Raw genomic sequence first — 13,507 nt, forward strand, 5'->3', positions numbered from 1 at the left:
TAAATCTAAATTATCGTGTAGAATAATGTTGTAAAATGTAAACGTTTTTCTAAGGGGAGGCTAAAAAAAATGGTAGTAGCATACAAACATGAGCCATTTACAGATTTTTCAGTGGAGGCTAACAAATTAGCGTTTGAAGAAGGTTTAAAGAAAGTAGAATCTTATCTTGGACAAGACTATCCATTAATTATTGGGGGAGAAAAAATCACTACAGAAGACAAAATTGTTTCTGTAAACCCTGCAAATAAAGAGGAACTTGTTGGTCGTGTTTCAAAAGCAAGCCGTGAGTTAGCTGAAAAAGCAATGCAAGTAGCGGATGAAACATTCCAAACTTGGAGAAAATCAAAGCCAGAAATGCGTGCAGACATTTTATTCCGTGCTGCAGCAATCGTTCGTCGCAGAAAACATGAATTCTCTGCTATTCTTGTAAAAGAAGCAGGTAAGCCATGGAATGAGGCAGATGCTGATACAGCAGAAGCAATCGACTTTATGGAATATTATGGTCGTCAAATGTTAAAATTAAAAGACGGTATTCCAGTAGAAAGCCGTCCAATTGAATATAATCGTTTCTCTTACATTCCATTAGGAGTAGGTGTTATCATTTCTCCTTGGAACTTCCCATTCGCAATTATGGCAGGTATGACAACAGCTGCTTTAGTTTCTGGTAACACAGTATTACTAAAACCAGCTAGTACAACTCCTGTAGTAGCAGCGAAATTTATGGAAGTATTAGAAGAAGCTGGCTTACCAGCTGGCGTAGTAAACTTCGTTCCAGGTAATGGTTCTGAAGTTGGTGACTACTTAGTAGATCATCCTCGTACACGTTTCGTAAGCTTCACGGGATCTCGTGATGTAGGTATCCGTATTTATGAGCGTGCAGCGAAAGTAAACCCAGGCCAAATTTGGTTAAAACGCGTTATCGCTGAAATGGGCGGTAAAGATACAATCGTTGTTGATAAAGAAGCAGATCTTGAATTAGCAGCTAAGTCTATCGTTGCATCAGCATTCGGATTCTCAGGACAAAAATGTTCTGCATGTTCTCGTGCAGTAATCCACGAAGATGTATACGATCACGTATTAAATCGTGCTGTTGAATTAACAAAAGAATTAACAGTTGCTAACCCAGCAGTATTAGGTACAAACATGGGTCCTGTTAATGACCAAGCTGCATTCGATAAAGTAATGAGCTATGTTGCAATTGGTAAAGAAGAAGGTAGAATCTTAGCAGGTGGCGAAGGAGACGATTCTAAAGGCTGGTTCATCCAACCAACAATCGTTGCTGATGTTGCAGAAGATGCTCGCTTAATGAAAGAAGAAATCTTCGGACCAGTAGTAGCATTCTGTAAAGCAAAAGACTTCGATCATGCACTTGCAATTGCAAACAATACGGAATACGGTTTAACAGGTGCTGTTATTACTAACAACCGTGACCATATTGAAAAAGCACGTGAAGACTTCCACGTTGGTAACTTATACTTCAACCGTGGATGTACTGGTGCAATCGTAGGTTACCAACCATTCGGTGGCTTTAACATGTCTGGTACAGACTCTAAAGCTGGTGGACCTGATTACTTAGCACTTCACATGCAAGCAAAAACTACTTCTGAAACTTTATAAGAAATAGTAGAGGAGCTCTTCACAAAGTGTGAAGAGCTCCTTTTAAAATTGAAACCCCATATATTACCGTCGTTCGAAGAGAATGAGCTAAAACCTATTAATAGCGGGATAAATATGTAAACAGAAATAAAATAATGAGAAAAGTTGACGTATTAGTCATATTTTTTAGTATTCATTTTGAGAATTTCCTGTATAATACAATTTGAAAGAAAATCTATGGTTCGACAAGGAACACTCCTTTCGGTTTTGCTCACTGAAAGGAGTGTTTTTTTATTGACATAGATCAAGAGTCTTGATTTCGGAATCTTCAATAATTAGATAGAAGAAAAACTCTCTATTTAAGTAGTTGATTTGGAAAATATTAAATATATAAGAAAAAAATTAAATTTATTTTTAGGATTTTGTATAGTATACTAAGTGATTTTATAATCGAATATCGAGATTTTAAGTTTTAATTATTGTTTTAATATTTATTATATTCTGGCATAATAGATTTGTACTTTTGGAAAAGACAAAAATGGTGAGGGGAAATGTTATGTGGGAAGGGATGATTGTTAGATGAATAAAAAGAATTATGTTGAATATGTTGACGTACTACGTGTATTTTCGATGTTTGCGGTAGTGTTTCTTCATACTGCTGCAGGAAGTTTACGGGGGAATATCGGTTCGGGTACTTGGCATATAACGAATGCACTGACAACTGTATTTAGTACGAGTGTACCTATCTTCTTTATGATTTCTGGTGCGATGTTAATGAGGAGTAGTAAAACGGAATCACTTAAAATAACTTATACAGAACGTTTGCCAAAATTAATTGTGCCATTTATTATATGGTCAACTATTGCTGTGTTATACTTTACGCCAAGGCCGATACAAATAACAAATGTTATTAAGAGTATTTTATACATGCCGAATCAAGCAGCGACAGTACATCTTTGGTTTATGTATGCCATTATTCCTTTGTATATTCTTTCTCCTCTTTTGAAGAAAATGGTAGATGCTTTAAGTAAAGAGCTTATAAAGTACATGTTAATTCTTTGGTTTATAGTAAGTTCGCTATTGCCAACAATTGCAGTACTAGTTCCAAATGAATTAAAACCAATATTTACGTTGTATCCTAATTTTGATATGAACTTTTTAGGCGGATATATAGGGTATTTCCTCATAGGTTATTATTTAATGACATATGAGAAGAAGGTATCCAAAAGGTTGTTACTATCCATAATCGTTATAGATACATTTTTAATTATATTGGGTACTTGGTATGCAACGGTTAAAATAGGGGAATACTCTGAGGATTTTAAGGCATACGTTAGAGTATTCGAAGTAATGCTTTCAGGTTCAATCTTCTTATTAGTAAAAGAGTATTTTAGAAATTACTCAATGAATCCGTTTATGTTTAAGTGGATACAAATTTTATCTGCTTTTTCATTTGGTGTGTATTTAATGCATAATTTAGTAGTTGTATATATTGGGAATAGATTGAATATTTGGCCAGCGCAATCAATTTGGATGTTATTAGTTGCTTTCATAATAATTACAGTTATAACAATGATAGCAATTATAATTTTTGCAAGTATAAAAATCACATGTTATCCATTAACAGGAATGAGTTTTAAGGAAGCTTCTCGTACATGTAATATTCAATTTTTATGGGGAAATTGGACTCAATCAAAAGATATTAAAAATGATAATGTATCAATGTAAATAATTAGTGAGGTTTTTATAAGTATAATATGAATTCCTCAAAATAGGGCATGAATAGATGGTAAATATAATATAGTCGAAAAAAATCCTTTTGAATTTTCAAAAGGATTTTTTTCTTTGGACAAACTCTTTTTTGCTAAGTATTTCCGCATATATATTATTCAAACTTGCTAAAATTGTATTATGAATATAAACAGCTGGTATAGTAGCGTTCTTAAAAGAAAGGTCTTTTGTAGCACAAGCATCATGTATAACGGTACATTGAAAGCCAAAATCGAATGCAGCCCTTACTGTAGCATCAATACACATATGAGTCATCATCCCGCATACGACGACATGTTCAATGTCTAAACGCTGTAATTGCTCTAGAAGATTAGTTTCTCGGAAGCTATTTGGATAATGTTTGACTATAACGGTTTCTTCTCTAAGTGGACGTACGCTTTCGTGAATATGTACACCTTCTGTATTAGGTAGGAAAAAAGTAGCGTCATCTTTTATAGCTACGTGTTGGATATGAAAAATAGGTTCGCTGTTTGTTCTAAAGTGTTGTAATAACTGATTAGCATATTCGCTTGCTTCTACTGGATTACGCAATTCCATCTTTCCATTTGGAAAATAATCGTTTTGAATATCGACGAGTAAAAGAGCTGTTTTCATATATTTATCTGCCTCCGAGTTTCATATTCAAATAAATTTATTCAATTTGTAGAGAGGATTCTCCTGTTTAAAAATATGAGGAAGAAGAATTTTAAATAACCTTGAAAGTTACTATTTTCTCATGAATTTTCATCTGAAAATTTTAATAAAGGAATAATTAATATTTTTCTAAAAAATGTATTGACTCTTATTATTCTGAGTTCTATAATGAGAATTAATTAAATGACAATTAAATCGATACATTCTTATCCAGAGAGGTGGAGGGACTGGCCCTACGATACCTCAGCAACGGGTTTTTTAATACCGTGCTAACTCCAGCAAGCCATATAAAGGCTTGGAAGATGAGAAGATGTGAACGAGTACATATAAGTGCTCTCCTTCTTATCTTTATGGTTGATAAGAAGGAGAGCACTTTTTATTTTACCTCGAAAGCTCTACTTCAAGTTTTTACAGCATATAGGAGGGGAAAAAATGATTTCTTTTAACAATGTAAGTAAAGTGTATGAATCAGCTGGGCAATCTGTTCATGCGGTGGAGGATGTAACATTATCAGTTGAGAAAGGCGAAATTTTTGGCATTATCGGTTTTAGTGGCGCTGGAAAGAGTACATTATTACGCTTAGTAAATATGTTAGAGAGACCAACGTCAGGAACGATTGCAATAGATGATAAAGATATTACATCATTATCGACGAAAGAATTACGCAAACTAAGACAAAGAATCGGAATGATTTTTCAAAGCTTTAATTTATTTAATTCAAGAACAGTGTTTGGGAATATTGCTTATCCATTAAAGTTAGCGAAATTGCCAAAGAACGAGATAAAGGAACGAGTGAATGAACTGCTGAAGTTTGTAGGGTTAGAAGATAAAGCAAACTATTATCCAGAACAGCTATCAGGGGGACAAAAGCAACGTGTTGGTATTGCTAGAGCACTTGCGACATCGCCAGATATTCTTATATGTGATGAGGCAACATCAGCCTTAGATCCAGAAACGACGACAGAAATTCTAAACTTATTAAAGAAAGTAAATCGAGAATACAATTTAACAATTCTTCTTATTACACATGAAATGCATGTTGTGAAAGAAATTTGTCACCGTGTAGCTGTAATGGAGAAGGGAAAAGTTATTGAAGAAGGAAAACTGTTCGATGTTTTCACGCAACCAAAAACAAAGACGACTCAAAACTTTGTACGTTCTGTTATTAATGATCATTTACCAGAAAGTGTTCTAGCGAAAATTCAAAATGGTGGTCAAATTTATCGTCTAACATTTACTGGTGAGGAGACAGGGCAGCCGGTACTATCATATATCGCAAAAAACTATAACGTCGATGTAAATGTACTGTACGGAAATATTATTGAACTTCAAAATGTGCTATTTGGAAATCTGCTTGTAGAATTGCAAGGTGAGCAGAGGGAAATTCAAAAAGCATTACAACATCTAAGACTGCAAGTGCAGCTGAAGGAGGTAGAAGCTCATGCGAGTTGATTGGAGTATATTTTGGCCGCGCATACTAGATGCGACGGGGGATACCCTCTTAATGGTAATTGTAACCCTTATATTCGCTACAATTCTTGGTATACCGCTAGGTTTACTTTTATATGTAACGAGAAAAGGAAACTTTTTAGAAAATAAATGGGTCTTTTCTATTCTTAACATCATAATTAATACAATTCGTCCGGTACCATTCATTATCTTTTTAGTAGCGTTAAGTCCACTAACGAGAAGTGTTATCGGAACGACGATTGGAACAGCAGCAGCAATTTTCCCGATGACGTTAGTCGCATCAATTGGTATTGCTAGAATGGTTGAAACAAATCTTGTTTCCGTTCCGAAAGGAGTAATTGAGGCAGCACAAGCAATGGGCGCCTCGCCAATTAGAATCGTTTTTGAAATCCTTGTACCAGAAGCGTTAGCACCATTAATCTTAGGTATCACATTTATGACAGTTGGTTTAATTGAATTTTCTGCAGTTGCTGGGCTTGTCGGTGGTGGCGGTCTTGGTGACTTGGCAATGACATATGGTTATCAACGTTTTGATACATCAGTTATGTTTGTAACGGTTGTTTTACTTATTATTCTCGTGCAGATAGCTCAAAATTTAGGAAACTACTTTGCGAAAGTCTTGTTACGTAGATCATAAAAAGGAAGAGAGGAAAAGAAAATGAAGAAAATTTTAGCATTTGCATTATCAGCGATTGTAGGAGTCTCAGCATTAAGTGGCTGCTCAAGTGGAGACACGGGTGCAGGAGCGAAAGAAAAAGTAGTTCGCGTCGGTGTAACTGGAACGGATGGAGACGCTTGGGAAATTTTGAAGAAAAAAGCTGAAAAAGAAGGGATTAAGATTAAACTGGTGGAGTTCTCTGATTATACAACTCCAAATAAAGCTTTAGCTGATGGAGATATTGAATTAAACTCATTTCAGCATATTGCTTTCTTAGAGCAATTTAAAAAAGAGCATAAGTTAGATATTACAGCTGTTGGTACAACACAAATTGCGCCAATGGGTTTATACTCTGAAAAATATAAGAAGGCAAATGAAATTCCAGATGGTTCAGAAATTGCAATTCCAAACGATCCAACGAACCAAGCACGTGCATTAAAACTTCTTGATGCAGCTGGAGTATTAAAGCTTAAAAAAGATTTTGGCTTATTTGGAGATCCAAGCGGCATTGCTGAAAATCCGAAGAAATTAAAAATTACACCGGTTATCGCACAGCAAACACCTCGTGTGTTAAAAGATGTAGCGGCATCAGTTATTAATAACGGTGTTGCTGGTCAAGCTGGATTAGATCCAGCGAAGGATCCTATTTTCTTAGAAGATCCAAAGAATGAAAATGCGAAGCCTTATATTAATATTTTCGCAGCTCGTACGAAAGATAAAGATGATCCAACACTGAAAAAAGTAATTGAACTATACCATTCAAAAGAAGTAACAGATGCAATTAAGAAAGAAACAAATGATGGTTCAATTTCAGTAGATCTTTCACTTGAGGAGCTTGAAAAAATCGTAAAATAATGATTGGGTTTAATGGACTAACAGAAGGAACCCCTCCGCTGTTAGTTCGTTCAACATATAATCTACTTAACAAACGAACCCTAATTCTGTACCTTCCAATTTTGTATAACGTAGAATCCAATGTTTGTTAAGTAGAGTAATGGACCAGGAGTTTTCCTGGTCTTTTTTTACCCCGTAAAACCCCCACTGATTAAAGTTTTACTTTATGAATGAAAGCAACTAGCAAATAGTAAGGTAATCCAAATTATAATGGGGTAAGAAAATAAGCTGAACATGAGTATAATTACGAATTGCTTTTTATGAATTAAGTGTTTTTGGGATGAAAAAAAGAAAATAGAAAAGATAACAATGAAAACTGCGGATATTACGCCGGGGTTATAGGAGCGATAAATGAAAAACAAAACAATATGTTGAACAGAGTTGAAGAAGATAGCCCCTTGTATAAAAATAATCCAGTATATAGAAGACAAGAAGTTCAGTTGATATAGAAAGATGATAAGTAAGACAAAGATTGTTAATACGGAAATGGCAATGAAAAATTGTTGGCTAGTTATAAGATGAATTGAAAATTGATTAGCAATATATTGTGGCATTTGGAAAGCTTCTTCAAGGTTATGAATGAAAAATAATAAAGGAATGATCCAGAGTATAGTAGTGGAATGTTTTTTCATCAACTTACATCACCCCAATAAAGTATAGAAAGCCTAAAAAAGGCCCTCTATACAGAGATAGTTATTCAATAATGATATTTTTTAAATTATTTTCATAATGCTCTCGCTCTTTCGGATAAGCAGCTAGTTCCTCTTGCAAAATATTTAGTATTTGCTTAGCTGATTGCTGGATTGGATTAGGCAGCTCTTCTAATATATGCATCCCGACTTTTACTTTTGTACGAATTACCCTTCGTAGTAGTTCCTCATGCATGCACTACACCTCCAAAACGTATATTTAGTACATCTTCTTCAAATTTTGCTCCTTGAATAGAAAGGTGTGTTAACGTTTTGGGCAATGTAATATTTCGTTTCACAGAACCGGCTCGAATAATAAGCTCATCACCTTTTTGATTTAATGCAAGTTCACTTTTGTTTGAGAAGGGGATGGATAGTGCGAAAATATACTCATCGCCATCCTTTTTTACATATTGTGTGCGCCCGTTAAATTTCACTTCAGTAGGACAATGATCAGTTTTAAATAAAGCATCGCCTACACGTTCTAACATAGACAAACCAACAACTTCTTGTTCAAACATTGGAGCTTCGTAAATAGGAAGTGGATCAAAACTATTTTGAATTAATGTTTTATATTTCTTTTGCGTATCTTTCCATGCTTGAAAATAAGGATCGGTGACGGTGTTAGGGATGACGCGATTAATCATAATGGCATCTACGTTATAATCGTATAAATTTAAATAAGTAAAGCTGCGCTGAGCTTCTTTAATGACCATTTTTTCAGGATTTACAACGATGCGGATACTTGTTACTTCTCGGTTTGATAAAATATCTCTCATTTCTCCGAGCTGTTCAAATGTATTTGTTAATTCGTCCATAATATCGTCGGTTGGAAGAGGGACACCAAGGAGTGGTTGTGCTACAGGACGAACGACTTTTAAAACTTTTCTTTTAATAGGAAATAATTTTTCCATCCACCAGCCGAGCATGTCTGGAAAGCTTAGCATTGCTAATGTTTCTCCTGTTGGGGCACAATCAATAATGATAACATCATATGTGTTTTGTTTATAATAATCGAGTACGCGAAGTAGGCTAATTAAATCTTCCATACCAGGAAACATCGTTAATTCTTCTGTTGTAATATCATCGGCTGCTTTGGAAGTGAAGAGTAGTGTAATATATTTCTGTAATTTTCCCCATCCTTTTTCCATCTCATAAATCGTATTAATTTCTTGTGCCCACAAATTTTTACGAACTTCTAATGGCTCAGAAGATAGCTTTATACCAAATGAATCTCCTAAACTATGAGCAGGATCTGTGCTCATTACTAATGTTTTTAATCCTTGCTTTGCACTTTGAATTGCTGTTGCTGCTGAAATGCTAGTTTTTCCTACGCCGCCTTTACCTGTATACAAGATAATTCTCATCATTCATATCCCCTTTGTTTCGAATGTCGAATATTACGAGTGTCGAAGTAAATGGTTGAATAAAAACCCAGATAGGGTTTTATTCAATCGGAATGTTTTTCATTTTAGGTGTAGAAACCTTTTCTTCTGTTTTTTGCTGTGAGGTAGCAATGTGATTCATAATCTTTTGGAAAATTTGTAGTAAGAATGCTTTTTCTTCTTCTGACAATGCTTCTGTCACTAAGCTAAAGTAATGGGCTGCATTTTGTTTTACTTCTTGAACGAGCATTACGCCGGTTTCTGTTAACCGAATTAATACAATACGTCGGTCGTTTTCATCACGGTAGCGTTCAATATATCCCTTTTTTACAAGGCGATTTACAACGCCCGTCGTTGTACTCATCGGTATATCAAGAAGGTCAGCAATTTTCGTCATTGTAATATCTGTATTTCGTTCCATCCAAAGTAAACAAAATACTTCTGTTTTAGAAAGTGTTAAATCTAGGCTTACCCATTCTTCAGGATAGAAAAGTTTCTTGGCGTTATCTAGCAGTAAGTCTAAAAAATGTTCATATTGCAACAAATAATTCCACTCCCGTATATTTCGAGGTTCGTAATATTTATTTTTATTTTATGTAGAATAGAAATAATTGTCAATGATTTTAATTTTTTTTTCAGATTAGGCAGAAAACTTCCTTTGAAATAGTATTCTTTTATGATAGATTTATAAATATAAAACTAGAATTTACATAAAAATCCATCATGGTAAATATACTTATCTATAATGGGTATGCAGCTAACGAGGGGGAGAACGATGAGAAGACGTAATACGCAAGCGTTCACGTTTTTAGCATGGACTTCATTTGTTTGTGCGCTTTCAGGTATGCTAATTGGGATTTATACGTTAGATGAAACGCTTAGTGTAAAAGGATACTATTTAATTGGAACATTATTTTTAACGATGTCTTGTTTTGTATTACAAAAAACAATTCGTGATAATGAAGAAGATAACGAGAGATTTCCGAAAAATAAACCGTTAGATAAAGAGTAAATTGTAAAGAAAGGCATTTGCCTTTCTTTTTTTATGTAAAAATGGCGTAAGTACTCTGTGTTGACTTGCTTGAAGTACTGAAAATTTGGTATCATCAATAGTATTGTAGATTGAACGATATATTATGGAGGTGGCCTAGCCGTGTCAAGAATTTCCGTTGAGAATGTAAAGCACGTAGCACATTTAGCACGTCTTGCAATTACTGATCAAGAAGCAGAAAAATTTCAAAAACAACTAGATGCAATTGTTACATTTGCAGAACAGTTAAATGAATTAGATACAACAGATGTAAAACCAACAACTCATGTATTAACGATGAAAAATGTTATGCGTGAAGATGTACCAGAAAAAGGTTTACCAGTCGAAGAAGTATTAAAAAATGCACCGGATCACAAAGATAATCAAATCCGTGTTCCAGCAGTATTAGAATAGAGGAGGGGAATTTCGATGTCATTATTTGATCATTCAGTATCAGAGTTACATAAGAAGTTAAACAGCAAAGAAATTTCCGTTACGGATTTAGTAGAAGAATCTTACAAACGTATTGCGGATGTTGAAGATAACGTAAAAGCTTTTCTTACATTAGATGAAGAAAATGCACGCGCAAAAGCGAAAGAATTAGATGCAAAAATCGGCGCTGAAGATAATGGTTTATTATTCGGTATGCCAATTGGTGTAAAAGATAACATTGTAACTAACGGCCTTCGTACAACTTGTGCGAGCAAAATGCTAGCAAACTTCGATCCAATTTATGATGCGACAGTTGTGCAAAAGCTAAAAGCTGCTGACACGATTACAATCGGTAAATTAAACATGGACGAGTTTGCAATGGGTTCTTCAAATGAAAACTCAGGATTCTATGCTACGAAAAACCCATGGAACTTAGATTACGTTCCGGGCGGATCTAGTGGTGGTTCTGCAGCAGCTGTAGCAGCAGGAGAAGTACTATTCTCTCTAGGTTCTGATACGGGTGGTTCTATCCGTCAGCCAGCTGCATATTGCGGTGTTGTAGGTTTAAAACCAACTTACGGACGCGTATCTCGTTACGGATTAGTAGCATTCGCATCTTCACTTGACCAAATCGGACCGATTACACGTACAGTAGAAGACAATGCATACTTATTACAAGCTATTTCAGGTATTGACCGCATGGATGCAACTTCTGCAAACGTTGAAGTTGGAAACTATTTAGCTGGTTTAACAGGCGATGTTAAAGGTTTACGCATTGCTGTACCGAAAGAATACTTAGGCGAAGGTGTTGGCGAAGAAGCTCGTGAGTCAGTACTAGCTGCTTTAAAAGTATTAGAAGGTATGGGCGCAACTTGGGAGGAAGTATCTCTTCCACACTCTAAATACGCTCTAGCAACGTATTACTTACTATCTTCTTCTGAAGCATCTGCTAACCTTTCACGCTTTGATGGCGTGCGTTACGGTGTTCGTTCTGATAATGTAAATAACTTATTAGATCTTTACAAAAACACACGTAGTGAAGGTTTCGGTGATGAAGTTAAACGTCGTATTATGCTTGGTACATTTGCTCTTAGCTCTGGTTACTATGATGCATATTACAAAAAAGCACAACAAGTACGTACATTAATTAAGAACGATTTTGAAAATGTATTTGCTAACTATGATGTTATTATTGGACCAACAACACCAACTCCGGCATTTAAAGTGGGAGAAAAAGTTGACGATCCAATGACGATGTATGCAAATGACATTTTAACAATCCCAGTAAACTTAGCGGGTGTTCCAGCGATTTCAGTTCCATGTGGATTCGGTGCTAACAACATGCCACTTGGTCTACAAATCATTGGTAAACACTTCGATGAAGCGACAATTTACCGCGTTGCACATGCGTTTGAGCAAGCAACGGACTATCATACAAAAAAAGCAAGTCTGTAAGGAGGCGAGCATAGATGAATTTAGAAACAATTATTGGTTTAGAGGTTCACGTTGAGTTAAAAACAAATTCGAAAATTTTCTCTGCGAGTCCAACAGAATTCGGAGCGGAGCCAAATACACAAACAAGTGTAATTGACTTAGGATACCCAGGGGTACTTCCTACTTTAAATAAAGAAGCAGTTAACTTTGCAATGAAAGCTGCAATGGCATTAAACTGTGAAATCGCAACGGAAACGAAGTTTGACCGTAAAAACTATTTCTATCCAGATAACCCGAAAGCTTACCAAATCTCTCAATTTGATAAGCCAATTGGTGAAAATGGTTGGATTGAAATCGAAGTAGACGGTAAAAAGAAACGTATCGGTATTACACGTCTTCATTTAGAAGAAGATGCTGGTAAATCAACGCATACAGCTGATGGTTCATTAGTAGACTACAACCGTCAAGGTATGCCTTTAATCGAGATCGTATCGGAGCCAGATATGCGTACGCCAGAAGAAGCATATGCATACTTAGAGAAGTTAAAATCAATCATTCAATACACTGGTGTATCTGATTGTAAGATGGAAGAAGGTTCTCTGCGTTGTGATGCGAACATTTCTCTTCGTCCAGTTGGACAAGAGAAGTTCGGTACAAAAGCGGAACTGAAAAACTTAAACTCATTCACTTACGTACAAAAAGGTCTTGAGCATGAGCAAGTGCGCCAAGAAAAAGAACTGTTATCTGGTGGTATCATCCAACAAGAAACACGTCGTTATGATGAAGCAACGAAGAAAACAATCTTAATGCGTGTGAAAGAAGGATCTGACGATTACCGTTATTTCCCGGAGCCAGACTTAGTTGAACTTTACATCGACGATGAGTGGAAAGAAGCAGTTCGTGCCTCTATTCCAGAACTTCCAGATGCGCGTAAAGCTCGCTACGTTGCAGAAATTGGCTTACCAGCTTATGATGCACACGTATTAACATTAACGAAAGAGATGTCTGATTTCTTTGAAGCAACTGTTGCAGACGGTGCTGATGCGAAATTAACATCGAACTGGTTAATGGGTGAAGTACTTGCATACTTAAACAAACAACAAAAAGAATTAAAAGACGTTGCATTAACGCCTGCTGGTTTATCTAAAATGGTTCAATTAATTGAAAAAGGTACAATTTCTTCTAAAATCGCGAAGAAAGTATTTAATGAATTAATTGAAAAAGGTGGAGACCCAGAAGAAATCGTTAAAGCGAAAGGTCTTGTTCAAATTTCTGACGAGGGTACACTTCGTAAAGTTGTAACAGAAATTCTTGATAATAATGAGCAATCTATCGAAGACTTTAAAAACGGTAAAGACCGTGCAATTGGCTTCTTAGTTGGTCAAATTATGAAAGCTACAAAAGGACAAGCAAATCCACCGCTTGTTAACAAAATCTTACTTGAAGAGATTAATAAGCGATAATAGTAGTGACTTTTAAAGATTAAGCAGAAAAA

The 13,507-nt window shown here is 35.5% G+C and carries 14 protein-coding genes and 1 riboswitch; of the genes, 9 read left to right on the forward strand and 5 right to left on the reverse strand.

The features are described 5' to 3' along the window. Nucleotides 1-69 precede the first annotated feature (69 nt). Both pruA and AC1Q8M_RS23940 read left to right on the forward strand, forming a co-directional pair. Entirely contained in the window at nucleotides 70-1,617 is a 1,548-nt protein-coding gene (gene pruA, locus AC1Q8M_RS23935) for an L-glutamate gamma-semialdehyde dehydrogenase (protein WP_000259555.1), read from the forward strand. A 558-nt stretch (nucleotides 1,618-2,175) separates the two neighbouring features. Beyond that, nucleotides 2,176-3,324 carry an acyltransferase gene (locus AC1Q8M_RS23940; RefSeq protein ID WP_001035908.1) on the forward strand — a complete coding sequence of 383 codons (1,149 nt, stop codon included), beginning with the start codon at nucleotides 2,176-2,178 and terminating at the stop codon, nucleotides 3,322-3,324. Nucleotides 3,325-3,423: 99 nt separating this feature from the next. Here AC1Q8M_RS23940 and AC1Q8M_RS23945 read toward each other — a convergent pair whose 3' ends face one another. Next, on the reverse strand, nucleotides 3,424-3,981 hold the full coding sequence (locus AC1Q8M_RS23945) for a cysteine hydrolase family protein (RefSeq protein ID WP_000844908.1): 558 nt from the start codon (nucleotides 3,979-3,981) through the stop codon (nucleotides 3,424-3,426). 242 nt (nucleotides 3,982-4,223) lie between these two features. Continuing rightward, nucleotides 4,224-4,329, forward strand: a riboswitch (SAM riboswitch). Between the two features lie 123 nt (nucleotides 4,330-4,452). Between AC1Q8M_RS23945 and AC1Q8M_RS23950 the strand changes: the two genes are divergently transcribed. The 3 genes from AC1Q8M_RS23950 to AC1Q8M_RS23960 are packed head-to-tail and all read left to right on the forward strand — an operon-like array spanning nucleotide 4,453 to nucleotide 7,003. Next, complete coding sequence (locus AC1Q8M_RS23950) at nucleotides 4,453-5,472, forward strand: methionine ABC transporter ATP-binding protein (RefSeq protein ID WP_000622973.1); 1,020 nt, start codon at nucleotides 4,453-4,455, stop codon at nucleotides 5,470-5,472. Continuing rightward, nucleotides 5,462-6,127: a methionine ABC transporter permease gene (locus tag AC1Q8M_RS23955; RefSeq protein ID WP_001261862.1), complete on the forward strand. Its 666-nt coding sequence runs from the start codon at nucleotides 5,462-5,464 to the stop codon at nucleotides 6,125-6,127. Before AC1Q8M_RS23950 ends, AC1Q8M_RS23955 begins: the two co-directional genes overlap by 11 nt. Before the next feature lie 21 nt (nucleotides 6,128-6,148). Further along, complete coding sequence (locus AC1Q8M_RS23960; RefSeq protein WP_016083725.1) at nucleotides 6,149-7,003, forward strand: MetQ/NlpA family ABC transporter substrate-binding protein; 855 nt, start codon at nucleotides 6,149-6,151, stop codon at nucleotides 7,001-7,003. A gap of 203 nt (nucleotides 7,004-7,206) precedes the next feature. Here AC1Q8M_RS23960 and AC1Q8M_RS23965 read toward each other — a convergent pair whose 3' ends face one another. The 4 genes from AC1Q8M_RS23965 to AC1Q8M_RS23980 all read right to left on the reverse strand — a co-directional run bounded on the left by AC1Q8M_RS23965 (nucleotide 7,207) and on the right by AC1Q8M_RS23980 (nucleotide 9,660). Then, nucleotides 7,207-7,674, reverse strand: coding sequence for an HXXEE domain-containing protein (locus tag AC1Q8M_RS23965; protein WP_106823287.1), 468 nt, complete (start codon nucleotides 7,672-7,674; stop codon nucleotides 7,207-7,209). A gap of 61 nt (nucleotides 7,675-7,735) precedes the next feature. Beyond that, complete coding sequence (locus AC1Q8M_RS23970) at nucleotides 7,736-7,927, reverse strand: DUF3926 domain-containing protein (RefSeq protein WP_000544109.1); 192 nt, start codon at nucleotides 7,925-7,927, stop codon at nucleotides 7,736-7,738. Further along, nucleotides 7,920-9,101 (reverse strand): ArsA family ATPase, encoded by a 1,182-nt coding sequence (locus AC1Q8M_RS23975; protein ID WP_098361359.1) that lies wholly within the window; start codon nucleotides 9,099-9,101, stop codon nucleotides 7,920-7,922. The genes AC1Q8M_RS23970 and AC1Q8M_RS23975 overlap by 8 nt, the downstream gene beginning before the upstream one ends. A 76-nt stretch (nucleotides 9,102-9,177) precedes the next feature. Next, a complete protein-coding gene (locus AC1Q8M_RS23980) occupies nucleotides 9,178-9,660 on the reverse strand; it encodes a MarR family winged helix-turn-helix transcriptional regulator (RefSeq protein WP_000942489.1) in 483 nt (160 codons plus the stop codon). A 231-nt stretch (nucleotides 9,661-9,891) separates the two neighbouring features. On the opposite strand from AC1Q8M_RS23980, the gene AC1Q8M_RS23985 reads away from it, so the two are divergent. The 4 genes from AC1Q8M_RS23985 (at nucleotide 9,892) to gatB (ending at nucleotide 13,475) form a co-directional block, all read left to right on the forward strand. After that, a complete protein-coding gene (locus AC1Q8M_RS23985) occupies nucleotides 9,892-10,128 on the forward strand; it encodes a YiaA/YiaB family inner membrane protein (protein ID WP_001254393.1) in 237 nt (78 codons plus the stop codon). A gap of 141 nt (nucleotides 10,129-10,269) precedes the next feature. After that, nucleotides 10,270-10,560 carry an Asp-tRNA(Asn)/Glu-tRNA(Gln) amidotransferase subunit GatC gene (gene gatC / locus AC1Q8M_RS23990; RefSeq protein WP_000086999.1) on the forward strand — a complete coding sequence of 97 codons (291 nt, stop codon included), beginning with the start codon at nucleotides 10,270-10,272 and terminating at the stop codon, nucleotides 10,558-10,560. 15 nt (nucleotides 10,561-10,575) lie between these two features. Then, nucleotides 10,576-12,033 (forward strand): Asp-tRNA(Asn)/Glu-tRNA(Gln) amidotransferase subunit GatA, encoded by a 1,458-nt coding sequence (gatA, locus tag AC1Q8M_RS23995; protein ID WP_000051455.1) that lies wholly within the window; start codon nucleotides 10,576-10,578, stop codon nucleotides 12,031-12,033. 14 nt (nucleotides 12,034-12,047) lie between these two features. Further along, nucleotides 12,048-13,475 (forward strand): Asp-tRNA(Asn)/Glu-tRNA(Gln) amidotransferase subunit GatB, encoded by a 1,428-nt coding sequence (gene gatB, locus AC1Q8M_RS24000; RefSeq protein WP_001047683.1) that lies wholly within the window; start codon nucleotides 12,048-12,050, stop codon nucleotides 13,473-13,475. Nucleotides 13,476-13,507: the final 32 nt, after the last annotated feature.

It is taken from the genome of Bacillus sp. GW823-FHT06A10 (assembly GCF_058795375.1).